This is a genomic window from Acinetobacter sp. I-MWF, assembly GCF_025433935.1.
Classification (GTDB): domain Bacteria; phylum Pseudomonadota; class Gammaproteobacteria; order Pseudomonadales; family Moraxellaceae; genus Acinetobacter; species Acinetobacter guillouiae.
This window is the reverse complement of the sequence record NZ_JAMBAR010000001.1, coordinates 4084397-4108697: the sequence shown is the minus strand read 5'-3', so window position 1 is coordinate 4108697 and position 24301 is coordinate 4084397. Positions and strand designations below refer to the sequence as shown.

At 39.7% G+C, this 24301-nt stretch carries 23 protein-coding genes; 13 read left to right on the top strand and 10 right to left on the bottom strand.

Features of this window, described 5'->3' with window-relative positions:
• The first annotated feature begins 77 nt into the window (after positions 1–77).
• Genes M2R48_RS19050 through M2R48_RS19030 form a run of 5 tightly spaced genes read left to right on the top strand, consistent with a single transcriptional unit; the run spans position 78 to position 3306 of the window.
• Positions 78–896 (top strand): ABC transporter ATP-binding protein, encoded by an 819-nt coding sequence (locus tag M2R48_RS19050; RefSeq protein WP_004725631.1) that lies wholly within the window; start codon positions 78–80, stop codon positions 894–896.
• Positions 893–1672 carry a lipid asymmetry maintenance ABC transporter permease subunit MlaE gene (gene mlaE / locus M2R48_RS19045; protein ID WP_004725633.1) on the top strand — a complete coding sequence of 260 codons (780 nt, stop codon included), beginning with the start codon at positions 893–895 and terminating at the stop codon, positions 1670–1672. The genes M2R48_RS19050 and mlaE overlap by 4 nt, the downstream gene beginning before the upstream one ends.
• The gene (locus M2R48_RS19040) at positions 1672–2349 is read left to right on the top strand and encodes an outer membrane lipid asymmetry maintenance protein MlaD (protein WP_262087138.1); all 678 of its coding nucleotides are present in this window, start codon (positions 1672–1674) and stop codon (positions 2347–2349) included. The genes mlaE and M2R48_RS19040 overlap by 1 nt, the downstream gene beginning before the upstream one ends.
• 21 nt (positions 2350–2370) lie before the next feature.
• A complete protein-coding gene (locus M2R48_RS19035) occupies positions 2371–2991 on the top strand; it encodes a phospholipid-binding protein MlaC (protein ID WP_004816842.1) in 621 nt (206 codons plus the stop codon).
• 27 nt (positions 2992–3018) lie between these two features.
• A complete protein-coding gene (locus M2R48_RS19030; protein WP_034614405.1) occupies positions 3019–3306 on the top strand; it encodes a toluene tolerance protein in 288 nt (95 codons plus the stop codon).
• A 115-nt stretch (positions 3307–3421) separates the two neighbouring features.
• Here M2R48_RS19030 and M2R48_RS19025 read toward each other — a convergent pair whose 3' ends face one another.
• The gene (locus M2R48_RS19025) at positions 3422–4435 is read right to left on the bottom strand and encodes a magnesium and cobalt transport protein CorA (protein ID WP_004816845.1); all 1014 of its coding nucleotides are present in this window, start codon (positions 4433–4435) and stop codon (positions 3422–3424) included.
• A 158-nt stretch (positions 4436–4593) separates the two neighbouring features.
• Here M2R48_RS19025 and M2R48_RS19020 point away from each other — a divergent pair, with 158 nt between their 5' ends.
• Positions 4594–5211 (top strand): TIGR00730 family Rossman fold protein, encoded by a 618-nt coding sequence (locus tag M2R48_RS19020; RefSeq protein WP_262087137.1) that lies wholly within the window; start codon positions 4594–4596, stop codon positions 5209–5211.
• Positions 5212–5288: 77 nt separating this feature from the next.
• Positions 5289–5687 carry an NUDIX hydrolase gene (locus tag M2R48_RS19015; RefSeq protein WP_262087136.1) on the top strand — a complete coding sequence of 133 codons (399 nt, stop codon included), beginning with the start codon at positions 5289–5291 and terminating at the stop codon, positions 5685–5687.
• 52 nt (positions 5688–5739) lie between these two features.
• Here M2R48_RS19015 and M2R48_RS19010 read toward each other — a convergent pair whose 3' ends face one another.
• Together M2R48_RS19010 and recG are read right to left on the bottom strand one after the other, a co-directional pair.
• Positions 5740–6369 (bottom strand): ComF family protein, encoded by a 630-nt coding sequence (locus M2R48_RS19010; RefSeq protein WP_262087135.1) that lies wholly within the window; start codon positions 6367–6369, stop codon positions 5740–5742.
• A 220-nt stretch (positions 6370–6589) separates the two neighbouring features.
• The gene (gene recG / locus M2R48_RS19005; protein ID WP_262087134.1) at positions 6590–8635 is read right to left on the bottom strand and encodes an ATP-dependent DNA helicase RecG; all 2046 of its coding nucleotides are present in this window, start codon (positions 8633–8635) and stop codon (positions 6590–6592) included.
• A gap of 59 nt (positions 8636–8694) precedes the next feature.
• Between recG and M2R48_RS19000 the strand changes: the two genes are divergently transcribed.
• Positions 8695–9519 (top strand): NAD-dependent epimerase/dehydratase family protein, encoded by an 825-nt coding sequence (locus M2R48_RS19000; protein WP_262087133.1) that lies wholly within the window; start codon positions 8695–8697, stop codon positions 9517–9519.
• A 191-nt stretch (positions 9520–9710) separates the two neighbouring features.
• On the opposite strand, the gene plsB is transcribed toward M2R48_RS19000, so the two are convergent.
• Positions 9711–12296: a glycerol-3-phosphate 1-O-acyltransferase PlsB gene (plsB, locus tag M2R48_RS18995; protein ID WP_262087131.1), complete on the bottom strand. Its 2586-nt coding sequence runs from the start codon at positions 12294–12296 to the stop codon at positions 9711–9713.
• Between the two features lie 295 nt (positions 12297–12591).
• Here plsB and M2R48_RS18990 point away from each other — a divergent pair, with 295 nt between their 5' ends.
• On the top strand, positions 12592–13467 hold the full coding sequence (locus tag M2R48_RS18990; RefSeq protein ID WP_004816853.1) for an acyl-CoA thioesterase: 876 nt from the start codon (positions 12592–12594) through the stop codon (positions 13465–13467).
• A 152-nt stretch (positions 13468–13619) separates the two neighbouring features.
• Positions 13620–14858 carry a dicarboxylate/amino acid:cation symporter gene (locus M2R48_RS18985; RefSeq protein ID WP_004725660.1) on the top strand — a complete coding sequence of 413 codons (1239 nt, stop codon included), beginning with the start codon at positions 13620–13622 and terminating at the stop codon, positions 14856–14858.
• Between the two features lie 100 nt (positions 14859–14958).
• Here the strand turns inward: M2R48_RS18985 and M2R48_RS18980 are convergent, their stop codons facing one another.
• The 6 genes from M2R48_RS18980 to M2R48_RS18955 form a co-directional block, all read right to left on the bottom strand.
• Positions 14959–15906 (bottom strand): metal-dependent hydrolase, encoded by a 948-nt coding sequence (locus tag M2R48_RS18980; protein ID WP_056512178.1) that lies wholly within the window; start codon positions 15904–15906, stop codon positions 14959–14961.
• Positions 15907–16042: 136 nt separating this feature from the next.
• The gene (gene yihA, locus M2R48_RS18975) at positions 16043–16900 is read right to left on the bottom strand and encodes a ribosome biogenesis GTP-binding protein YihA/YsxC (protein WP_004816856.1); all 858 of its coding nucleotides are present in this window, start codon (positions 16898–16900) and stop codon (positions 16043–16045) included.
• 123 nt (positions 16901–17023) lie between these two features.
• Complete coding sequence (locus M2R48_RS18970; protein ID WP_004725666.1) at positions 17024–17467, bottom strand: RrF2 family transcriptional regulator; 444 nt, start codon at positions 17465–17467, stop codon at positions 17024–17026.
• Positions 17468–17561: 94 nt separating this feature from the next.
• Positions 17562–18770, bottom strand: a complete 1209-nt coding sequence (gene hmpA / locus M2R48_RS18965) for an NO-inducible flavohemoprotein (RefSeq protein WP_151956989.1) — start codon at positions 18768–18770, stop codon at positions 17562–17564.
• A 306-nt stretch (positions 18771–19076) separates the two neighbouring features.
• Positions 19077–20636, bottom strand: a complete 1560-nt coding sequence (locus tag M2R48_RS18960; RefSeq protein WP_105714580.1) for a helicase HerA-like domain-containing protein — start codon at positions 20634–20636, stop codon at positions 19077–19079.
• A gap of 280 nt (positions 20637–20916) precedes the next feature.
• On the bottom strand, positions 20917–22107 hold the full coding sequence (locus M2R48_RS18955) for a PLP-dependent transferase (protein ID WP_262087129.1): 1191 nt from the start codon (positions 22105–22107) through the stop codon (positions 20917–20919).
• Between the two features lie 180 nt (positions 22108–22287).
• On the opposite strand from M2R48_RS18955, the gene M2R48_RS18950 reads away from it, so the two are divergent.
• The 3 genes from M2R48_RS18950 (at position 22288) to rplC (ending at position 24299) form a co-directional block, all read left to right on the top strand.
• Entirely contained in the window at positions 22288–23013 is a 726-nt protein-coding gene (locus M2R48_RS18950) for a type 1 glutamine amidotransferase (protein WP_004816865.1), read from the top strand.
• 274 nt (positions 23014–23287) lie between these two features.
• The gene (rpsJ, locus tag M2R48_RS18945; RefSeq protein ID WP_004725677.1) at positions 23288–23599 is read left to right on the top strand and encodes a 30S ribosomal protein S10; all 312 of its coding nucleotides are present in this window, start codon (positions 23288–23290) and stop codon (positions 23597–23599) included.
• Positions 23600–23660: 61 nt separating this feature from the next.
• A complete protein-coding gene (gene rplC / locus M2R48_RS18940; RefSeq protein ID WP_004816868.1) occupies positions 23661–24299 on the top strand; it encodes a 50S ribosomal protein L3 in 639 nt (212 codons plus the stop codon).
• Positions 24300–24301 lie beyond the last annotated feature (2 nt).

Below are 24301 nucleotides of genomic sequence, written 5' to 3'. Positions count from 1 at the left end.
TTATCTTTTAATTACAAAACATATAGATATTTAAGAGTATAGTATGTGGGCTGATAAATGCAGGAAAAAGTTCAGCTATGAATAAACACAGTCATTCCGAAGCTGAAGCTTTAATTGAAGTCAAAAATTTAAGTTTTAACCGAGGTGAACGCGTTATCTACGATAATGTGAGTTTACAGATTCGTCGTGGGCAGATTACCGCAATCATGGGACCATCTGGAACAGGTAAAACAACCTTGTTACGGCTCATTGGTGGTCAGCTTAGCCCAGATGCTGGTGAAGTACGACTTGATGGGAAAAACATTGCTTCGATGTCACGTAATGAGCTTTTTGCTGCACGTGCGCGTATGGGGATGTTATTTCAGAGTGGTGCGTTATTTACCGACATGACCGTCTATGAAAATGTTGCTTTTCCAATTCGCGCACATACAAAATTACCAGAAAATTTAATTGCTGAGTTGGTGGCACTAAAATTAGAGTCGGTTGGTTTGCGTGGTGCTGAAAAGTTGATGCCCGCAGAACTTTCTGGCGGGATGAATCGACGCGTGGCGCTTGCTCGTGCGATTGCGCTTGACCCAGATTTGATTATGTATGACGAACCTTTTGCTGGGCAAGATCCGATTGTGATGGGGGTTTTGACCCGATTAATTCGATCATTACGTGACGCTTTAGATCTAACAACAATTATTGTTTCACATGATGTTGATGAAACATTATCAATTGCTGACTATATTTATGTTGTGGCTGAAGGTAAGGTGCAAGGCGAGGGGACACCTGAGCAATTGCAACAGCACGCTTCTCCATTTGTACAGCAATTCTTAACAGGTTCGGTTGAAGGTCCTGTTGATTATCAATTTAGTCATCAAGCCTATTTAAGTAATGAGGTTAGTTCATGAATGCTATTGCCTTATTGGGTAGACGCGTTCTAGAACGTGTTCAGGGCATTGGTGTTGCAATGCTCATGTTGTTGCGCATTTTATTCTCTTTGCCAACAATACTTGGTGTAAAACTTTTCATTTATCAGATGTATCGAGTAGGCGTACTGTCTTTATTGATCATTGCGGTATCTGGGCTGTTCATCGGTGCAGTACTCGGTTTGCAGATGTATAACATCTTGGTCACTTTTGGTAGTGAAGCCATGTTGGGCGCGGCTGTGGCTTTAACCTTGTTGCGTGAACTTGCGCCTGTTGTGGCTGCCTTGCTTTTTGCTGGTCGTGCTGGCTCTGCTTTGACTGCTGAAATTGGTCTAATGAAGGCAACTGAACAATTATCTAGTATGGAAATGATTGGTGTTGATCCGTTAAAGCGTGTGATTTCTCCACGTTTATGGGCCGGTATTGTCAGTTTACCGATGCTGTCTGTGATCTTTGCTGCGATTGGTATTATGGGTGGCAAAATGGTCGGTGTGGATTTTCTCGGCGCAGACGAAGGCTCGTACTGGAGTGGTATTCTGAGTAGCACTCAGTTTATGAAAGATGTGTTTAACGGAACCATCATTAAAAGTTTAGTATTCGCTTTAATTTGTACTTGGATTGCGGTGTATCAAGGTTATGCTTGTGAACCAACATCTGAAGGTATCGCAACATCTACGACACGTACTGTTGTGTATTCATCGTTATGTGTTTTAGGTTTTGATTTCGTGTTGACTGCGGTCATGTTCGGAGGTGTTTAATGAAATCACGTGCTAGTGAGCTGACCGTCGGTATTTTTGTCATCATTTTTGCTCTTGCTCTATTCTTTTTAGCCATGAAAGTGAGTGGTTTGGTCGGTACAAACTTAAAAGACAGTTATGAAATGACTGCAACATTCGACAATGTGAATGGTTTAAAACCGCGTGCCAAAGTGACCATGAGCGGTGTTAAAATTGGACAAGTTGATGCAATTACACTTGATCCTGTGACACGTCATGCAACGGTTAAATTCGATTTGGATGGTTCATTGACCACCTTCAATGCGGAACAGTTGAAGAAAGTAAAAGAAAATGCGCTAGGTGATTTACATTACAGTGCTGATTATCAGGCTGCAACACCTGAGAAACAAAAAGAAATGGAAAAGCAACTGTTAGGTAACATGAAATCCATCACAAATATTGATGAAGATGCTTACATAATGGTCGCAACCAATGGTCTTTTAGGCGAAAAATATTTGAAAATCGTACCAGGTGGCGGCATTAACTACATTAAACGTGGTGAAAGCATTGAAAATACCCAAGGTACGATGGATCTAGAAGATTTGATTACCAAATTTATTACGGGTGGTGCAGGAAAATCATCAACTGGCACATCGGAAGCTAAAGATGCATCTGCATCCACTGAAACAACTGATGCTCAAACTTCATTTGTTGAATAGGCATTAGAGGAGTTATTGAAAATGAACATGCTGTTAAAACAAACTTTTACTGCAACTATTTTGGCAACTATGGTGGCGACTGCAGCTCAAGCTGCTCCAGCAGAAGCACCACCAGTATTTGTTAAACGTGTTGCTGATGGCCTGATTTCGCGCTTAAAAGCAGATCAAGGTAAATTGCAAAACCCTGCTACTGTGAAAGCGATTGTTCGCCAAAACCTTGATCCTTATGTCGATGGTCAAGCGTTTACACGTATTGTGATGGGAACTTATGCAAATAGCAGTACCCCTGCTCAACGTGCGCAATTTGAACAAAATTTCCGTAATACGTTGATTGAGAATTATGGTAGCGCATTTGCAAAGTATTCAAATCAATCGTATTCAATGCGTCCGTATAAGGCAACCAACAGCAAGTTTCCTGTCGTTACTTTAGACTTCAATAACAATGGCGAAAAGATCCCTGTATCTTTCCAATTGTCTGATGCAGGTAGCCAATGGAAAGTACGTAATTTGAATGTGTCTGGTATCGATCTAGGTTTGCAATTCCGTAACCAATTTGCTGCGAACGTGCAACGTAATGGCGGCAATATTGATAAAGCAATTGCAACATTCAAGCCTGATGCAGACGCTGCTGTTAAGAAGTAAGCTCATAACATAGATAGGTGCAAGCGAGTGATTGAATTTAAAAATCAGGAATTATATGTTAGTGGTAAAATTGCTTACGAGAATGCTGAAAGCTATTATTTAAATGGTTTGAGAGTGATTCAAAATGAGAAAAATTTTCCAATAACTGTGAATCTATCACAGCTTGAACATGGCAGTACCCTTGCTTTATCTGTGTTTGTGCAGTGGTTACGTCAAACACCAAATCTTCAGGGGCTGCAGTTTAAAGCAGTGCCTGAAAAGATGATGAAAATTATTCAAGCTTGCCATTTGCAAGATGACTTGAAATTAATTTAGCATATGCAATATTGATGTAAAAAAGCACCTAAAGGTGCTTTTTTATTGACTCATTTTTCTTTCTGCATTGAGTAGTGCTAAATCTCAACTCAATCCAATAAGGGGAATGGAGTATTTAAATCCATTTCTTCCATCTAAAGTAAGCCAAAGGCCCCACAAAGAAAGCAATTAAGATGCTAATCACCACATAAAAGCTCCAGTGGCCATGGGCAAAAGGCAGAATCTCAGTGTTCATCCCATAAATACTGGCAATCAACATCGGTGGCGCAAGCATACTGGGTAAGATGGAGAAGCGACGAATGGTATCGTTCTGTTCAGTGTTAATAAATCCAGAGGTGGTATCAAGTAAGAATCGTACTTTTTGGAACAAGAACGCATCATGTTCTACAAGGGAACGTACATCCTCACTTAACTCTCGAATATCTGCATCATAGATATGGCTCCCCAATGCGCGAGGACGAGACAAAAAGGTTAAGACACGACGTAAGTCAATCAGACAAAGTTGCGCTTTTCCAAGCATATCTTCCTTTTGTGCTAAACGGGTAATCATGTCATCTAAATCTAAAATCATTTCACGATGACGTACGTTGAGGACTTCTGTGGAATATAACTCTAAGTCTTTGTGGATATCTTCTAAGATATCCGCAAGCTCATCTAGTTTTGCTTCTAATAAGCCTAAAAGAATCCATGTCGGATCTTTGTATTCAATTTCATAGTCATTACGGCGTGCACGTGCGCGAAAGGCACGAAAGGCAACCAGCTTTTCACCACGTAAGGTAAATAAGCGGTCTTTATGCAAAATGAATGCAACCGTTTGCACATTGGCAAGCATGTTTGAAGTATCTTCGGGATCGCCTTCAACTTGGTAATTTTTATTTTTTGTTAAAAAATAAGTACTGATATGTAGAATCCCATCATCATCACGGTAGAATCGTGCAGAGGATGAAATGTCTTCTAAAGATTTAAGAGTTGGTAAATTTTGCTGGTAAGCATCTAGAACCCATTCTTGTTCTTCTTGTGAAGGTGCAATGAGGTCAACCCATACCAATTCAGGATGTAGGTCGAATCCACCATTAATTGTTGCATCTTCTAAGCTACCGCGCTCAGTGGCGTAAAAGGCTTCAAGCATTATGTCTTTTCTCCCTTGCGCAGTGTGGTGTCGATTTGATGTGTGTATTTTAGACAAGGATTTTAGGAAAAACACTCATTACATTGCTGTTTTGTAAAAAAAATCTTGATTGGTCGTCTGCATTTTTAGCATGACAAAATTAAAGTTAGGTTAAATTTATGAATTCTATTGCTATTTTTTGTGGTTCATCATTAGGTACGGATCAAATTTTTGCTGATGTTGCAGAGCTGACTGGTGAAACAATCGCCAAGCAAGGGAAAACTTTGGTCTATGGTGGTGGCCGTTCAGGCTTAATGGGCATCGTCGCTGACAGTGCTTTGGCAGCAGGAGGCAAAGTGATTGGTGTGATCCCTCAGGGATTGGTCGATCGTGAATTGGCACATCCAGATTTGACCGAGCTGTATATTGTTAAAAATATGCATGAACGAAAAACAAAAATGTCTGAACTTTCCGATGGCTTTATTGCATTGCCTGGTGGTGCAGGAACCATTGAAGAAATTTTTGAGCAATGGACGTGGGCACAATTGGGAATTCATTTAAAACCTTGTGCATTTTTAAATGTTGAAGGTTTTTATGATGATTTATTGAAATTTATTCAACTCACGACAGACAAAGGTTTTTCTAAAGCGCGTTTTACAGATCAGTTGATTGATTCTGCCTCGATCGAAGAAATTCTAATCCAGTTTAGTCACTATCAAGCGCCAGAACCAAAATGGGGCGTAAAAGAACGTGAAGAATTGGTTAAATTAGATCAAGCAGATCGTACATTTGGTTAAAAACTAAAACACAATATATTGTTTTTAAATTTATTGCTGTCACAATATATTGTGTTTTTATTCTATTTTTAAATCTTATGAATGTAATTACTGTCGCGGCAGCTGTGATTTTGAATGATAAAAATCAATTGCTGTTGGTGAGAAAGCAAAATACACAATTTTTTATGCAGGTTGGTGGAAAGCTTGAGCCCAATGAACCACCAGAGCAGACCATGTTGCGTGAGATTTTAGAAGAAATTAGTGTTCAAGCAGAGATTACTCAGTTTATTGGGCGTTTTGAAACAAAAGCAGCCAATGAAGCAGACTTTCAATTGGTGAGTTATCTCTATCTAGTCGACCTAGAACAAACACCAAAAATCAATGCAGAAATTGCTGAAATGAAATGGATTGATTTGGATGGTGCGCAAACGCTTTTAGCGCCATTGACCAAAGAGATCGTGATCCCATGGTGTAAAGCAAATTTAATCCATTCATAATTTTTGCTATGTTTGCTTCACAATGCATGTATCGCTGAACGATGAGGAAAATTTATTGAGCTGCGGCAATGCAGACGCTATAAATCTGCTGGCACCCCAAGTTTTCTAAAGCGTGGGTTAAAGCATGAATTGAACTGCCTGTGGTCACGACATCGTCAATAATCAGTACTTTTTTATATTTTCTTTTTTCTGTTTTGATCATTTTAAATTGATATTCAATATTTTCTAAGCGCTCAATTCTACTTAAACCTTTTTGTGAGTGTTGCGCCTCTCGAATCACGGGTTGCCATACCGGGATATTTAATTGCCTTGCCATGATTTTGGCGATAATCAGCATTTGATTGTAGCCGCGTTCTTTTAAACGAGCAGTAGAAATTGGCATAGGAACAATGGCTTGAATTTTAGGTAGGCTTAAATTCAATAAACTTTGTGCCAATAGTGTCTGATATTGCAGTTGTTGTTCATATTTATAGACTTGGATGATGCGATCAATTGGGAAGTCGTAACGGTGAGCACAAACAATCTGGTGTTGATGCCGTTCTATATGCTGCTTATACCAAGGAAGTTCGTTCCAACACGTGTTACAAAGAGAATGCTGTTGTTGTCGATCTGTTCCACAAAGCAGGCAAGGGGAAAGGCTTTGTACGCTTTTATGGAGAAGTTGATTGATAAATTGGAGCATGCTCTGTTCTATTTTTTATTTGGGATTAATTTCGCATAGTGTGCTGAATAGATCAATAGCAGATTTTTATTAAGCTTTATATCGCTTAATCTTCATATCACCATGCTATGACAACCTCCATGTCATCATTTGTGGTCATAGATTTTGATAAGCGTCGTTAGACTGAATGAATCAAATATCTAAGCTATGATGTTTATGCATGGATATTCTAAATACATCTTTAGACATAGGCATATCTGGGTGCTTCAGGTAACCAGCGTTTTAATAAAGCTTCAGCATTTTCTGGATCATCTTTTAGTACTTGACTGGCAACATAATGTGCTTGATTAAGTAAATGATCATCTCGTTCTAGCTTGGCGACACGGAAACCTAAATCTCCTGTTTGCTTGGTGCCCAGTAATTCACCCGGTCCTCGGATTTCTAAGTCTTTTTCTGCAATGATAAAACCGTCATTGGTTTCACGCATGATACGTAAACGTTCTTGGCCATTTTGTGATAAAGGATGTTTATAGAGTAGAGCACAGAAACTTGCGGTTGCACCACGACCGACCCGACCACGTAACTGATGCAACTGAGACAGGCCTAAGCGTTCAGCATTTTCAATCACCATAATGGAAGCGTTTGGAACATCGACCCCGACTTCAATCACTGTCGTTGCAATCAGCAGTTGCAATTCATTGTCTTTGAATTGTTGCATGACCCGTTGCTTCTCATCGGCTTTCATTTTTCCATGGACTAAGCCAATATTAATCTGTGGAAAGCGATCTTTAATCTCTTGATAGGTGGCTTCTGCGGCCTGAGCATCGAGAGTTTCTGATTGTTCTACCAATGTACAGACCCAATACGCCTGTTTACCCTCAGCGCAGTTGGTGGTGATACGATTCAGCACTTCTTCGCGTCTATCAAGTGGAATCGTGACTGTTTGAATGGGAGTACGTCCAGGAGGCAATTCATCAATCACTGAGGTATCTAGGTCACCATAGGCAGACATTGCCAGTGTGCGAGGGATTGGTGTTGCTGTCATGACCAATTGGTGTGGTGTGGTGTTATCCACGCCTTTATTACGTAAAGCTAGACGTTGATCTACCCCGAAACGATGTTGTTCATCAATAATCACGAGACCAAGTTTGGAAAATTCAACATTGTCCTGAAATAAAGCATGGGTACCCACCACAATATTGGCAGTTCCATCTTTAATGGTTTGTTCAGCCACAGCGCGTGCTTTGCCTTTTTGTTTGCCTGAAAGCCATGACACATTTAAACCGAGTGGCTCGAACCATTTCTTAAAATTGATATAGTGCTGTTCAGCTAAAATTTCAGTCGGTGCCATTAGCGCCACTTGCCAACCTTCTTCCAAAATATGACAAGCCGCAACACCTGCAACCAATGTTTTACCTGCACCTACATCGCCCTGAACCAGTCGCAACATAGGTTTGTTTTGTTTTAAATCTTTGGCAATTTCATTTGATACACGTTTCTGTGCATTGGTCATTTCAAAAGGTAAGCTTGCCAATAAGGCTTTTGCAAATTTTTTACTGGTTGAAAATGCTGGCGCTGCAATTTGTTGAATATAAGCACGTCGGGTTAATAGGCTGATTTGATGTGCAACCAATTCTTCAAAAATTAAACGTTGTTGAGCAGGGTGAGAACCTTGTGAAAGTTGCAGCATATTGGCATTTACAGGAGGGTGATGAATATACTCCAATGCCTGTTTAAGCGCATAACCATTGGTGAATTTTTCAGGTAATAACTCAGGTAAAGCATCGGCATGCTGGTTTAAAGCTTGCTTAACGTATTCGCGTAATTTGGGTTGAGTTAAGCCTTCGGTGGCAGGGTAAATTGCTGTTAGTTGGGTTTTAGGGAGCGCTGTATGTTCAGTAATTAACTGGATCTCAGGATGGTAAAGTTCAAGGCCCCGAGCCCCTACACGGACTTCCCCAAAGATTCTTAAACGATTACCTGCTTTAGCACGATCTGTGAGTGCTTTATAGATATGATAGAAGCGTAAAGTAACTTTGCCAAAATCATCTTGCAATAAAATCGCCATCGATTTGCGTTTACCGGGTGGCATATCGATTGATCTGACCACGCCTTCCATGAGATAACTACGACCGACTTGTAATTGGTTCATGGGAATGATCGTGCTACGATCTTCATAATCACGTGGCAAATGAAACAGCAAATCATCTGTGGTGAAAATATTTAGTTTTTCAAGTAAAGCAGCGGCGGCATTGCCAACCCCTTGCAATTGATGGACGGCAGCCATGTCCCCTCAACTTAAGTTTGATTGATTTTGAAAATCGGTTTCGAAGAATAGGTCGTGTAATGCATATTCTATTTATTGGTTATGGTAAAACATCGCAACGTGTTGCCAAACAATTATTTCAGCAAGATCACCAAATTACCACAGTTAGCCGCAGTACGAAAGATGATGATTTCGCACAACATTTGATTCAAGACATTCAACAACTCGATTTAGCGCAAATTCAGCCTGTCGATGTGGTGTATGTATTGCTCGCACCATCTCGAAATTCTCCGCTAAGTGCTATCGAAAATTATCAACAAACCTATGTCGACTCGGTACAACCGATTGTGAGGGCTTTAAAAGACCATCCGCTCAAACGAATTATTGTGGTTTCATCGACACGTGTTTATGGGGAAAACCGTGGTGAACGTATTGATGATGAGTCAACGCCTATTCCGAGTGATCAACAGGGTCAGTTGTTATTGGCAATGGAACAGCGATGGCAACAGGCTTATCCATCTAAATGTGTGATTGTACGCCCAACTGGGATTTATGGCACATCCGTTGCTCGTATGGTTAAACTTGCAGAAACCACACGAAGTTATCCCAATATTCATTGGTCAAATCGAATCCATATAGATGACCTTGCACATTTCTTAGCGCATTTGCTTCACGTGGAACATCCAGAAAAATCATATATTTGTACAAATAATCAACCGCTACCATTGCATGAAATAATTTTATGGTTCCAACAACAGTTGAATTTATCGCACTTGGTTTTGGAAAGTTCCAATCAAACAGGGAAGCAAATTTTTGCGGAGAGGATGCTTGCAACAGAATTTAAGTGGGTACATCAAAACTGTTATCTTGATTATCAGAAGAATTTAAACCTTAAAATATACTAGCTATTTTTAAGGATCATTTTACGTTTTAGATAAGTTTGTAAATGAACTAAAAAATTGTTAGATATTAAAATGGGTTGGTTCAGTATTGTTTATTATAGAGGACTTGAGAAGTTCCCTCTCCTTGCAGGAGAGGGTTAGGGAGAGGTAATCATCCCAGCCTTCTCCCAAAGGAAAAAGGCACTTTAAAGCTTTTATTTTTTCTTCCGTTTTAAACGCTTCTTGGCTTGTTGAGCGGCTAAAGCATCTAAAGCTTCTTTTAACTCCTCATCTGTAAATGAGGTGATATGGTGAAGCATTTGCAAAGTTACATCATCAAGCACCAAATTGGCATATTGCGCAACATTTCTAAACTGCTCATCAAAAACAATGGCATGGTCTTCATTGGTTTTGATATAGCCTTGTTCAGTTAAGACTTTCATAAAACTTTGGAATAACGCTTTATCAAAGAACTCAGGTGAGTTGAACTCATACAATACAGATAAACGTTGTCCAACCAAGTGACTTAATTCTTCAACTTGGCGAATCGAGATATTTCCAGAGCCACGTTGAGTAATTAAAGCCAGCGTCATGTAATAACGTTCAAGACTTTGACGTACTGGAGCAGCTAAAACAGCCAATTGATTATGGTCTTCTGAGTTTGGCGCAGGGCTGAAAATAAAATCTTCATCATCGACAAAAATTAAATTCGCTTGAGCCAAAGCATCGACATATTCAGTCACTTGAGCCTTGATTTCACTATCTTTCCATTTTAAGAACAACTCTGCTTTTAAGAATGGATAAAGGGTACGAATCACATTGAGTAAATCAGACTTACTGATCTTGCCATTATGTTCGACCAATGCTGCGACCAGCGACGGTAAAACAAAGGCATGCAAAATGTTATTGCGGAAGTAAGTCAGTAAAATGGCTTGATTATCTTCAATGGCAATAATATCGCCAAGGACGTGCTGGACACGTTTAATCAATTTCAGTTTCATACCATAGGCAATGATTTCTTTACCTGATAATGGCGTGACCTGAGTGCGGCTGTCATAAGGATTTGCAGTTAATAACTTGCGATATGTATCAAGCTGTTTAATGCAGATTTCTTCATCAAGTGTGTGTTTTGGAGTTGCCAATAAAATCAGTGACAATAAAGAAACAGGGTTGATCACCACAGCACGGTTGATATTTTCCAGAATCGCATTTGCCGAGCTGGTTACTGCATCTGAGACTTCTTGCGGAATTGGATCATCATTATGTTCAATGGTGATTTGATCAGCGCCATGTGCTTTGAGTAAGTCATCTAAGAAAACAGGCTCACCAAAATTGACATGCACTTTACCAAAAATACGCTCAATTTTTTTCAGGGTTTGCAAGATTCCCCAAATGGATTCAGCTTCTTTTGGCTTACCATTCATTTCGCCGACATAAGTTGCGCCTTCCATCAAGCGCTCATAACCGACATAGGTTGGGATAAAGACAATCGGTTTGGCACGGCCGCGCAAATGACCATGTACCGTCATTGCGAGCATGCCAGTTTTCGGGGGTAACAAACGTCCAGTTCGAGAACGACCGCCTTCAATAAAGTATTCAAGAGGTGTGTTTCTAGACAGGATGCTAAATAAATATTCTTTAAATACCGATGTATAAAGTGCATTGCCGCGGAATGAACGACGGATAAAGAATGCACCGCCTCCACGCAGTAATTGACCGACAAATGGCATGTTAAGGTTATCGCCTGCAGCAATATACGGCACCATCAAACCACGTTTATAAATCACATAAGACAATAACAAGTAATCGATATGGCTACGGTGACAAGGTGTATAAATCACTTCATAGTCTTTGACTAACTCGCGCACAGTATTGAAGTTATGTACTTCAACACCGTCATAAAGTTGTGTCCATAGACGAGTCAAAGCCATATCTGCAAAGCGTACAGCCGATGCAGAATAGTCGGATGCAATTTCGTTTACAAAACCAATCGCTTTATGTTCAGCATCAATCATGCTGATTTTTGAGCGAATACTTTCTTTACGAATTGCATCCTGTACATCAGGGGCTTTAATCAGTGATTGCATGACATTACGGCGATCAGATAAATCTGGACCGAGAATGACCTCACGCTGACGATCTAAGTAGTCATTTAATTGATTGACAATATAAGTGGCTGGTGAAATATTGGGATGAGCAATTTTCGCATGATCGACCAAAGCTCTAAGCGATTGCGCTTCATGGAATTCCAAAAATGACTGTCGACCATGTAAACCAATGTTCATCAACTGTTTAACTTTACTTGGGGTTGCCCAAGTGTCGGTAAATAACAGTTTAAACCAAGAGTCTTCTTTATCTGGTGAACGTCCCCACAGTACTGTGACAGGGATTAATTCAATATCTAAATCAACATTTTGATCAAGTGATTCAATCAGTCTAACTAAACGCGGCGGATAAGCATGCGTAGGCGGATTAAAATAATTGTTTTCATCTTGGTGTTGTAAAAATAAAATCGCAGCTTTTTCGCGACTATTGCCAATGATTAATGGGTCAAGTGCAGGAGGAAGCTGCAAACGACGTGTTTCACCATCAACAACTAAAGCGTTACTTCGTGAGTAATTCTGTAGAACATAGCAGACAACCTTTTGAGTTGTGGGCTGAATGAGCTCAGAATTTTCAGTTGAAGGGTCTAAAGGTTGAGCTTCTGTAGGAACCTCTCCAAGAACATGTGGTGTTACCACAAGGTCAAGTATTTTACTCGAAAGTCGACGATACATTTGACCAAAGCCACTCTTGGACATAAATACTCCTAGCCAATGGTGAATCACGCAATAAAGCGGATAAAAAATATTTTCTGTAATTAAAGCACAGAACAGTATGTCATTTTCTGACAAACTGCGGGTCGCTTGTCAGATTTTATCGTTAAAAAACGTATTTTAAACAATCCATCAGCACAAGAGAAGTGACAATACAGTTTATGAAAATTTAATGTTTCTCTCAGGACTTATGGCAAAATAGAGTTAAATCTCTAAAATATGGATACTTTGTTCTATCCATTGGAATAAAGTCAGTATTCAGTATATAGAAAGGTCACTTATGAATGCTTTAACCCAAGAGCTTGTAGAGCTTTTAACCCTTGAAAAACTTGAAGAACATATTTTTCGTGGTCAAAGTCGAAATTTAGTTGGTAAGCGTGTTTTTGGTGGGCAAGTTTTAGGACAAGCACTGCGGGCAGCATCATATACCGCTGATCGCCCTGTGCATTCTTTACATGCATACTTCCTATATGGCGGTGATATCAATGCCCCAATCATTTATGAGGTTGATCGGTTACGTGATGGCAAAAGCTTCTTAAGTCGTCAAGTACGTGCAATCCAGCATGGACGTACCATTTTTTCTGCAATGGTATCATTTGCAACACCTGAAGAAGGCTTGAATTATCAAATTGCTGAACCAGAATATCCAGCACCTGATGAATTAAAAGCAGAGCAAGAGCTTAAAGAAAATTTAATCAGTTTTATCCCGGAAAATATTCGCGCTGCGTTTATGCGTCCACGTCAGGTAGAAATTCGTCCGATCAATGTGACCAATCCATTTCAGCCACAACCTGAAGCACCGTCTTATGCACATTACTTGCGTACGCATGAGCCATTAGCCGCAGAGCAGGCGGATGATATCTCCTTAAATCAAGCAATTGTTGCGTTTTATTCGGACTATACCTTGATGATGACTGCTTTGCGCCCACATGGTCTCAATTACCTCTCGCCAAGTTTACAATGTGCCAGTATCGATCATACGATCTATTTCCATAAACCAGTAAAAGCAGATGATTGGATGCTTTATGATATGGATGCAACCGTCAGTGCAAATTCACGTGGTCTGAATTTTGGCCGTATGTGGCAAAATGGCGAATTGGTGTGTAGTACCGTTCAAGAAGGCTTGATGCGAGTACGTGAAATCGAAACTCAATAATACTTTTGCATTGATATGCTAATCGTGAAACTCAGCCATCATCTATGATGGCTTTTCTATTTTTTAGCAGAGCTTGTGACAAAAAAATGCTCGATTCTAAATAACTTCAATGGCATAGTTCAACGTGTAAATATTTATAATAGTCAGCGAAGATGAGTTTAAATACCCAAATTTTTATTGCAGCCATTCTTGGTGTGGCATTTGGATTTTTATTAAATCAATTCCCTAATACTCAATTTTTAGATGCCAGCATTTATGGTTTGAGCATCGCCAGTAGTATTTTTATTGGTTTATTAAAAATGCTTTTGGTTCCACTTATTTTTAGTTCAATCTTGGTGGGTGTTTCAAACTTAGAAGCGGGCAGTCAACTCAGTCGAGTTTGGAAAATAACCTTGGCTTGTTGTGTAACCACAACGACATTGGCACTTATTCTCGGTTTAGCCTCAACACATCTATTCAATGTTGGACAAGGTGTGGATATTGCAATGTTTCAGGATGCAATGAATCAACATAAAAGCCCAGATTCACTGACACCTAGCTCATTTTTAACCAATTTTATTCAAAATACCCTCATCAATCCATTTAAAGCATTTAGTGATGGTAATGTTTTGGCAGTCGTGCTGTTTGCTTTGTTATTGGGTTTGGCACTGGTACATGGTGGAGAGCGCTTTAATTCAATCAAACAACTGGCACGTCAGTTTTTTGACATCATGATGATGTTAGTGGGTTGGGTGATGAAAGTTGCGCCGATTGGTATTTTTGCGTTGATGGCAAAGCTGATTGCAACAGAAGACATCTCTATTTTAAGCCGTCTTGCTGAGTTTGCTATTGTTGTTACGGGAACCACCATATTTCATGGTGTCGTGGTTCTGCCATTGTTGTTATGGATCTTTGGAAAAATGGATCCGATTACCTTTTTTAAAGGAACGCGTGCAGCATTAATTACAGCATTTGCAACCAGTTCAAGTTCTGCAACCATGCCATTGAGTTTAAAATGTACTCAAGAAAATTTAGGTGTGCGTCCACAAATTGCAGGCTTTGTGATTCCTTTTGGTTCCCAGTTAAACATGGATGGAACAGCACTTTATGAAGCAGCAGCAGCGCTTTTTATTGCCAATTTAATGGGTTTAGAATTATCAATTACCCAACAAGTGATTGTTTGTTTGACCGCGATGATTGCTTCATTGGGTGCACCGGGTATTCCAAGTGCGGGCATGGTTACCATGATCATGGTGCTGCAATCTGTGGGATTACCAGCGGAAGCAATTGCGATTCTTCTGCCAATTGACCGTATTCTCGATACTGTACGTACCGTAGTGAATGTACAAGGGGATATGATGATTAGTGTGGTGGTTGACCGAAATACCAAAGATATGGAAAGTCCAACTTAGTGTATGGTTAGGATCTTGTTCTAAAAGATTGACCTAAAAAAGCAGGATCTAAATCCTGCTTTTTTTATTTGATTTCAGTATTGATTAGTTTTAACAGTTATTATGCTGCAACTCTAGGCAATGCACGTTTTGCTGCAGGGGATTGATCCAAATAAGCAATTGCATCTTCTGTTTTAGCTTCATGTACTGGATCATACCAAGGCATTAAATAGCCCAATTGCTGTGAAACCAACCATAATGGATGTGGCATTAAGCGATTATCTGATTGTGCGATACTCGCCCATTCACGCCAAATCCAAGGCTTATAGAAAGCAGGTTTTTTATCTGCATAACGTGGGTCTTGCCCCATGATATGTGCAGCACCATCAACCCATAAGCCTAATACAGCGGCAATCACGATAACACTTTGATAATAACGAGAAATATAACCACCACCTAAATGACGATACAGATCAAAAGCCACTGTACGGTGTTCAATCTCTTCGGCACCATGCCATTTGACTAAATCAAGCATATTTGGATCTGCACCCAATTCCGCCCATTTTTTATTATAAAGTGCATATTTACCCAAGACACAAGTCATATGTTCAACAGTGGCGACGATACCTAAGCGGAACAAATCCCATTGATGATCGAGGACTTTGGGTACTTTAAAGCCGAGTGGTTGATCTGCAAGTAATTTACCAAACAAGAAATCCATAATCTCAAGATTACGTTGAATATCAATATTACGCACAGTTAAGTATTCTTTATTTGCCGAAGCATGTGCTTGAGCATGCATCGCTTCTTGGCGGATAAAGGCGCGAACATCTTCAGCTAATTTTTCATCTGTGATTTTGGGTAAAACACGATTGTATAAACGGCAAAACCAAAATTCACCTGCTGGGAGAATATTGTTAATTTCATTGATAAAGTAGCTGACAAATGGCTGATTTGGAATCCAATCGACAGGGGTATCTTGCCATTCAAATTTCACTTTACGTGGTTTGATGTGGTACTGAATAGACGATCCAATCCGACTGTTCTTTAATTTAGCGAGTAACTTCATCACAGTGTCCTAATTTTTCTTTGGTGATTTCACACTTTATTATTCAAGTATAAAAAAATGTCCTAAATAGTTATTAGCAATTTAGGACATTCCAGTATCAATATGTGATGAATTTTGTTAGACAAGACTTTTTTATTTATGCTTGTGGATTTTCATCTACATTTCCATCAATATTTTCACTATTGAATTCGGATTCTTGGTCTTGATCAATGAACTCATCATCCAAATCATCTTCAGTGGCTTCAGGAATTGCATCAATATCAAAATCTAAAGTTTTGTCTAAGGTGTAGTTTAAGCGACCTGCCATAATTGACGCGAGTTCTTCTAGACCTTGTTTGTTGAGTGATGAAAACAGTTGTATCGAAAAATTCAACTTCATTTTCTTCAATTGTTGTTGTACATCTAACAACACTTTACTGGCAGGACCACGGTTGAGTTTGTCGGATTTAGTCAACAGTACATGCACAAACAAGTGACGTGAATATGCCCATTCCAACATCATCACATCGAAGTGTTGTAAAGGGTGGCGAATATCCATGAGCAAAACCAGACCTTGTAAACTTTTGCGATGAATCAAATAATTCTCAAGTTCTTTTTGCCAAACAATTTTCATTGCTTCAGGTACAGCCGCATAACCATAACCTGGCAAATCGACAAGGCGTTGATCTGGATTACCTAAACTAAAAAAGTTAATCATTTGCGTACGGCCAGGTCTTTTCGACGCGCGTGCCAATTGCTTTTGATTGGTCAATGCATTGATAGCACTTGATTTTCCTGCATTTGAACGGCCTGCAAAGGCAACTTCATAACCGGTATCTTCTACACAAAGATTCAGTTTAGGTGCACTCATTAGAAATTCAGCTTTACGCAACCAGTTCAAAGATGAAGTTGAGTATTCTGAAATCGCAGGATCAGCCTTTTTTTCATAACTGATTTTTTGTTTAGGGGCGCTTGAGGTCTTACTATTTTTAGACTTTCCACTGCTGCGATGCATATTTCAACTTCAATAAACGGATAAACAAAGTGCATTATAAAGGAAGTCGGAGGTTCAAGCGAATTTTGATCGTGTTAACTGAAATATTGGCTATTAAGATGCTGGACGATGAGCTTTTGCGATTTACACATTGAGATTGGGAATAGGCGAGTTTACGATCTTTGGATGTTGTGGTGGTGCATTGAGAACATCGGCAACAGTATAGTGATCTAGGCTTTGATAAAACTGTTCAACGGCCTGATCTAAAATACCCTTTAAGCCGCAGCGTGGACGTAGCACACAAGGTGGCGTATTGCACTCTACAATTTGTGCATCACGTTGGAGAATTCGTACAATATATCCTAAGCGAAATTCTAAGATATCTGGGTTTAAGCGCAAACCACCGCCTTTACCTCGTGTGGTAATCAACCAACCTTGTTTTCCCATAAAATGCACAATTTTGACCAAGTGATTTTCTGAAACATGTAAATCTTCTGCAATTTCAGCAATCGTATAAGGCACATCTTTTGGAGGCGCGATGTACATTAAGATGCGCAGGGCATAGTCGGTAAATTTATTTAGTTGCATGTAGGCTGCTCATCTATGGGTAAAGATGTATCTCATCCTGAAATAAATAAGGCCAGTCTATCATAGACCAGCCTTATAAAGAACGGATGTAGATTTAGATACCTGCACCACCCGTACCAAACGCTTCACTATGAATTTGTTCAGGTTTAATACCACGAGCTACCAATGCTTGGTGTTGTTGTTGCATAAATGGTATTGGGCCACAAAGATAATAATCAGCATTGGCTGGGAGTAGTGCTGTATCAACCGTTGCCAAGTCTAAACGACCAGCCACATCATAGTCCTCACCTATAACATCACCGCTATGTGGGAACTCATAAGCTGTAAATGTACTGAGACGTGGGAATTTAGTTTTTTGCTCTTGGATATGTTGTTTCATCGCATGTACTTGGCTACTGCGACATGCATGGATAAAGCTAGCCGGTTGAGGCATGTCTAAAGTCACCAATTGGTTAAGCATTGCAATCATTGGGGTTAAACCTACACCCGCACTAATGAAGACATTACGTTTGCTACTATCAATCAGGTAGAAGTTACCTGTTGGAGCAGACACTTCAATTTCTGAACCTTCAGCTAAGCCATGTAAAGTATTTGATACCCAACCACTTGCCAAATCACCTTTTTCATCTTCACGTTTAACTGAAATACGTAAATAGTCTGCTTGTGGACTTGTCGATAGTGTGTATTGACGTGGTTGTTTTAAGCCTAATGCTTCAACAAATACGCGCACTGAAATATATTGACCCGCTTCATATTTAGGTAATGCACCACCATCGACTGGTGCAAGATAGAAAGAGGTAATTTCTTCGCTTTCATTCACTTTTTTAGCGATTTTAAATTTACGCCAGCCTAACCAGCTGCCTTGAGTTTGTTGGTGCTGTTCATAAATCGCTTTTTCAGTGCTGATAAATAGATCGGCCAATTGCCCATAAGCTGCAGCCCATGCGTCAATTAATGGATCTTCCATCGAAATAGTTAATACTTCACTAATCGAATGTAATAGGTTTTCACCGACAATGTTGTAATCAGGTGCTTGAATATTCAGACTGACATGTTTATGGGCAATCAGTTCAACCACAGGCAAAAGTACAGAAGGGTCTTCAATATTTTCAGCATATGCTAAAACAGCACCAGCCAAGGCTTGAGCCTGTGCACCACTACGTTGATGCCCCATGTTAAAGGTTTCTTTTAATTCGGGATTATTGCCGAGCATGCGGTTATAAAAATAACCGGTAAGTGCTACACCATTTTCGCGAAGAACAGGAACTGTTGCTTTTACAAGGTCAATTTGCTGCGGAGTCATTGTTGATCTCTCTTGGCTGTCATTTATAAGATGTATTTAAAATATACCTTATAAAGTGTATTTGCAATACACCTTTAAGAAAAGCACATAAAATAATTATGGTTTATTTTTAATTTAAGCTTTATTAATTGAAATTATTGAATTTATTTTTAAGTTTTTTAGATGAATTTTTTGAATAAGTTTTTAGATGTGTTTAGGGGAGATGATAAGTGGGATAAGCGAATAAAAACATAAGCAAGAACATGCGCTATAAAATGAGGAATAAAAAAGGAGCGCTAACGCTCCTCATATTTGTGTTTAAAAGAATTAACGCCCACCAAATAATGAACCTAACAAACCGCGGACCAGTTTTTGCCCTGTAGGACCGCCTAAGGTTCTTGCGGCACTTTTAGCAAAAGTTCCGATCACATCTTGAGTTAGTTTGGCACGTGCAGCTGCAGCTTTTGCTTCCTCTTTTTCTAAGCGTTCTTGCTCTTTGGCTTGTTGCTTATCGAGAGTCTGTTGTTGCTTTGTGAGCTCTTCTAATTGCTTGGCTTGTTGTGCCACTGCATCAAAAGCCACCTGTTGTTGTGAGCTATCAGAAACTTTACGTTGTAGCATTTCATAAGCGCTATCACGATCCACTTCATTGTCATAAACACCCGCAACAATACTTTGCGCCATCAATGCTTTTCGTTCATCTAAAGTAATTGGGCTAAATGATGAGTAGGGTGGCATCACCATCGCTCGTTCAACCACTTGAGGTGTACCTTGTTCATCTAAGCAACTAATAAGCGCTTCACCGACAGCCAGTTCTGTAATTGCTTGATCTACTTTAAACTCTGGATTAGCGCGGAAGGTATCAGCCGCAGTTTTTACTGCTTTTTGATCTTTAGGGGTAAACGCGCGTAAGGCATGTTGTACACGGTTGCCCAGTTGTCCTAAAACATTTTCTGGGATATCTAATGGGCTTTGTGAGATGAAATAAATTCCGACACCTTTAGAGCGAATTAGACGGACCACTTGTTGAATTTTTTCTTGTAATGCTGGGCTGGCATTATCAAAGAGCAAATGCGCTTCATCAAAAAAGAACACCAATTTTGGCTTATCTAAGTCACCGACTTCAGGTAACTTTTCAAATAATTCTGAAAGCATCCAAAGCAGGAAGGTCGCATAGAGCTTTGGTGTGTTCATCAGCTTATCCGCAGCCAATAGGTTGATATAACCATGCCCATTGGCATCAGTTTGGATAAAATCCATAATATCAAGGCTTGGCTCACCAAAGAAACGTTGACCGCCCTGATCACCTAAGGCCAATAGATTGCGCTGAATAGCACCTAAACTTGCAGGTGAGAGATTGCCGTATTCTGCTTTTAAAGCAGCCGCATTTTCACTGACATAGGTCAGCATGGCTTTTAAATCTTTAAAATCAATTAACAGTAAGCCTTGATCATCTGCAACACGGAACACCGCTGAAAGCACACCTTCTTGAGTGTCATTTAAATTCAGCATTTGCGAAAGTAACAGTGGGCCAATTTCAGAGACTGTGGTACGGATCGGATGTCCTTGCTCACCAAATAAATCCCAAAAAATAGTCGGTGACGCAGCAAAAGGAACACTGTCTACTCCTAAGCTTTTAATGCGTTCTTCGAACTTAGGATTGGTTGAACCTGCTTTGGCTATACTGGAAACATCCCCTTTGGCATCGGCAAGAAATACGGGTACACCAATCCGTGAAAAACTTTCAGCAAGCACTTTAAGGGTAATGGTTTTACCTGTCCCTGTGGCGCCTGCAATTAAACCATGACGGTTAGCAAATTGTGAGTGTAATACAATATCTTGTGTTGTATCTGAAGTTTTTTTTGCGATGACGATTGGTGTGCCCATTGTTATTCCTATAGCTTTAATTTGAGTTTGGATATTCTTCATCTGACTCAATATTTATATCATTGTTGTTATACAAAATTGCATTAAATGATGATGTTGTAAATCTGTTTTTATTGTTGAATATGAATGTAGGGTGGTGTGGATTGTTTCTTGAAATGCACAGGGAATAAGTAAAAGCTAAATGTACTTTTCGCTGAATGATCTCTGCACTTAATCGCGTTTAAAGGTAAGTGTAGGGCCCTTGCTATCATTTATATAGTAAAGACCCAGAGATTATATATTAAGCCTGAATGGCTTGAAGTGCGTTTTGAATATCTTGGATTAAATCGTCTGGATGCTCTAAGCCAATACAGAAACGAACCAATAGACCTTGCTCTAGGTGTGTGCGTTCTAAATGACGCATGTCTGTCAGATTATAAATCATGACTAAGCTGACAGGACCGCCCCAACTAAAACCGAGTTTAAATAAAGATAAATGATCACAAAACTTTCTGATTTTGTTGATATCAAACTCAGGTTTAAAAATAACACTAACAAGACCAGCACTTTGTCCTGTTTGGCAGGTCTGGTTCCAATAGGTGTGGCTTATATTGTCAGAATCCGCAGGATGTAAAACTTGAGCAAACGCATTTTGATTCTTTAACCAATTTAAAATCTTTAAAGCACTTTGAGACTGATGCTCATAACGAATTTGCATTGAGGCCAAGCTACGTTGCACTTGTGCGGCATCATCACCCGAAATCGCGATACCTTGAATGGCATGCATACGGAATAGCTTATGATGTAAAGCTTTATCTTGAGTGACCATAGATCCCATTAAAATATCGCCACCACCACTTGGGTATTTGGTTAAGGCATGTACGCTGATATCTACACTTAAATGTTCATGACTAAAATCAAAGGCATTAAACGCTAGGCCAGCGCCCCAGGTATTATCCAAAGCTGTGAGGATATTTTTTGCTTTGGCTTTTTTGACTAAACTCACCAAATCAGGAAATTCGAGTGTGACTGAACCTGCGGCTTCTAGCCAAATCAGTTTGGCATTTTCATTGGGTTGGAATGTATCTGCATCGATAGGATTATAAACTTGAACGATAATGCCATAACTTTTTTCAAGATGACGTAGATGTTCCATGTTGGGACCATAGATATTGTCTGCAACCCAGACTTCATCTCCATGACTCAAAAAACATGAATTGACCAGATTAATTGCAGATAAACCACTGGGCGCAAGCAAGCAATATTCACCACCTTCTATTTGGGCAATGTGATCACCTAGGGTAAACGTTGTCGGCGTGCCATGTGTTCCATAACTATAGTCATAACGATCTGTCCAATGGCGATTAAATAGTGCATCGGTATTTTCAAATATAATTGTTGACGCACGAAATAGGGGAGGCTGTATTGTATTTATATATTGTGGTGCTTTACGAGAAGAATGAATTAAAGCAGTAACTGGTTTTTGTTTCACAGGAATACTCAATTTTTGTTAATAGCTGGACTAAAGTAAGCAAAACATAATCGCTCAGTGGCGAAAAGCAATAAATTGTGAAAAATAATAAATAAAATTGATATTGGCTTCATTTTTGCATTTATCCAATTATGTTTTGTGATTTGTAGCGTAATTGATACAACAAGAATAGGTGATAACATGAAAAAACTTAAAGTGCATTATTTTCAGCATATTGCAGGTGAAGGCTTTGGTAGCTGTTATGAATATTTAAAAGCAATGGGCGCAGAAATTACTGCAACAGAATTTTTTGCTTTACCCACAGATTCACAATTAGAAATAGAAGCTTTGCCGCATGTCAATGATGTGGATTTACTCATCATTATGGGTGGGGAAATGAGTGTAAATGATGAAGCCAACTATCCTTGGTTAAAGGTCGAAAAACGATGGATTCGCCGTTATTTGGCATCGGAAAAGCCCGCAATCGGGTTGTGTTTGGGTGGGCAGTTGATAGCCAATGCTCTAGGTGCCAATGTTCGGCGTAATACTGTGCAAGAGATTGGCTGGACTTTGGTCAATAAAAGCAACCATGTGCCAGAAGATTATTTCCAATTGCCTGAACGTGTCAATGTTATGCAATGGCATAGTGAGACCTTTGATATTCCCAAAGGTGCAATTCGTTTGGCGGAGAATCCAGCATGTCCCAACCAACTTTATCAGATTGGTAAAAATGTATTGGGATTTCAGTTTCACCCAGAAATCACCCCACATAGCTTAAAAATCTTCATTGAGCATGAAGAAGAGGATATGGTGTTTAGTGGGGTACACAGTCAATCATTATTGAAGCTAAAAAAATCACAACAAACGGATTATGTGATTGGGAATCAGTTGCTCAATCATGCGATTGACTACGTTTTAAGGGTTTAAGCTGGTGTTTAAATAATAAGCGCTTTATTTATAATTAATTACTCAAAAAAAGGTAAAAATGTCCAAATAAGTTTGCTTAAGTGTTAAACAATCGTTATAATGAGCGACCCTCCGATATGGTGGGGTGAATGGCGAAGAAAGTCATTCAGATCGTTACAGTCGTGGCATCGATCACGACCTTAGTGATTTTCACTGCCTTTGACACTTACCTTATTTAGTGGGGTGAGATGCGTCAAGGGTGATTCTTTATATATTTGGCTTGGAGTTAACTGGTATGTCTAACCAGAGAATTCGTATCCGTCTTAAGTCTTTTGATCATCGTTTAATTGATCAATCTTCTCAAGAGATCGTAGAAACAGCAAAACGTACTGGCGCACAAGTGTGTGGTCCAATTCCGATGCCTACTCGCATCGAACGTTTTAACGTTTTAACATCACCACACGTAAACAAAGATGCGCGTGACCAATATGAAATCCGCACATATAAACGTTTGATCGACATCGTTCAACCTACAGATAAAACTGTAGATGCGTTGATGAAGTTGGATCTTGCAGCTGGTGTTGATGTTCAGATCGCATTGGGTTAAGGCTTTCGGTTAATTAACGCTCTATAAGTTAATTAGGCCGCTTTTTTAGAGGTTTATGCACATGGCTATTGGTTTAGTCGGTCGCAAGTGCGGTATGACACGTATCTTTACAGATGCTGGTGTTTCTGTGCCTGTAACAGTGATTGAGGTTGATCCTAACCGTATCACTCAAATCAAAACGCTTGAAACTGATGGTTATCAAGCGATTCAAATCACTACTGGTGAACGTCGCGAATCTCGCGTAACAAATGCTCAGAAAGGTCACTTTGCGAAAGCTGGTGTTGCTGCTGGTCGTTTAGTTAAAGAATTCCGCGTTGCAGAAGCTGATCTTGAAGGTCGTGAAGTTGGTGGCACTATCGGTGTTGATTTGTTCGCAGTAGGTCAAGTTGTTGACGTTACTGGTCAATCAAAAGGTAAAGGCTTCCAGGGTGGTGTTAAGCGTTGGAACTTCCGTACGCAAGATGCTACACATGGTAACTCAGTATCTCACCGTGTAATTGGTTCTACAGGTCAAAACCAGACTCCTGGTCGCGTGTTCAAAGGCAAAAAAATGCCTGGTCACTTAGGTGATGATCGCGTAACTGTACAAGGTCTTGAAATTGTATCTATCGACGCAGAACGTTCAGTTCTTGTTGTTAAAGGTGCGATTCCTGGTGCTACTGGTGGCGACGTTATCGTTCGTCCTACGATCAAGGCCTGAGG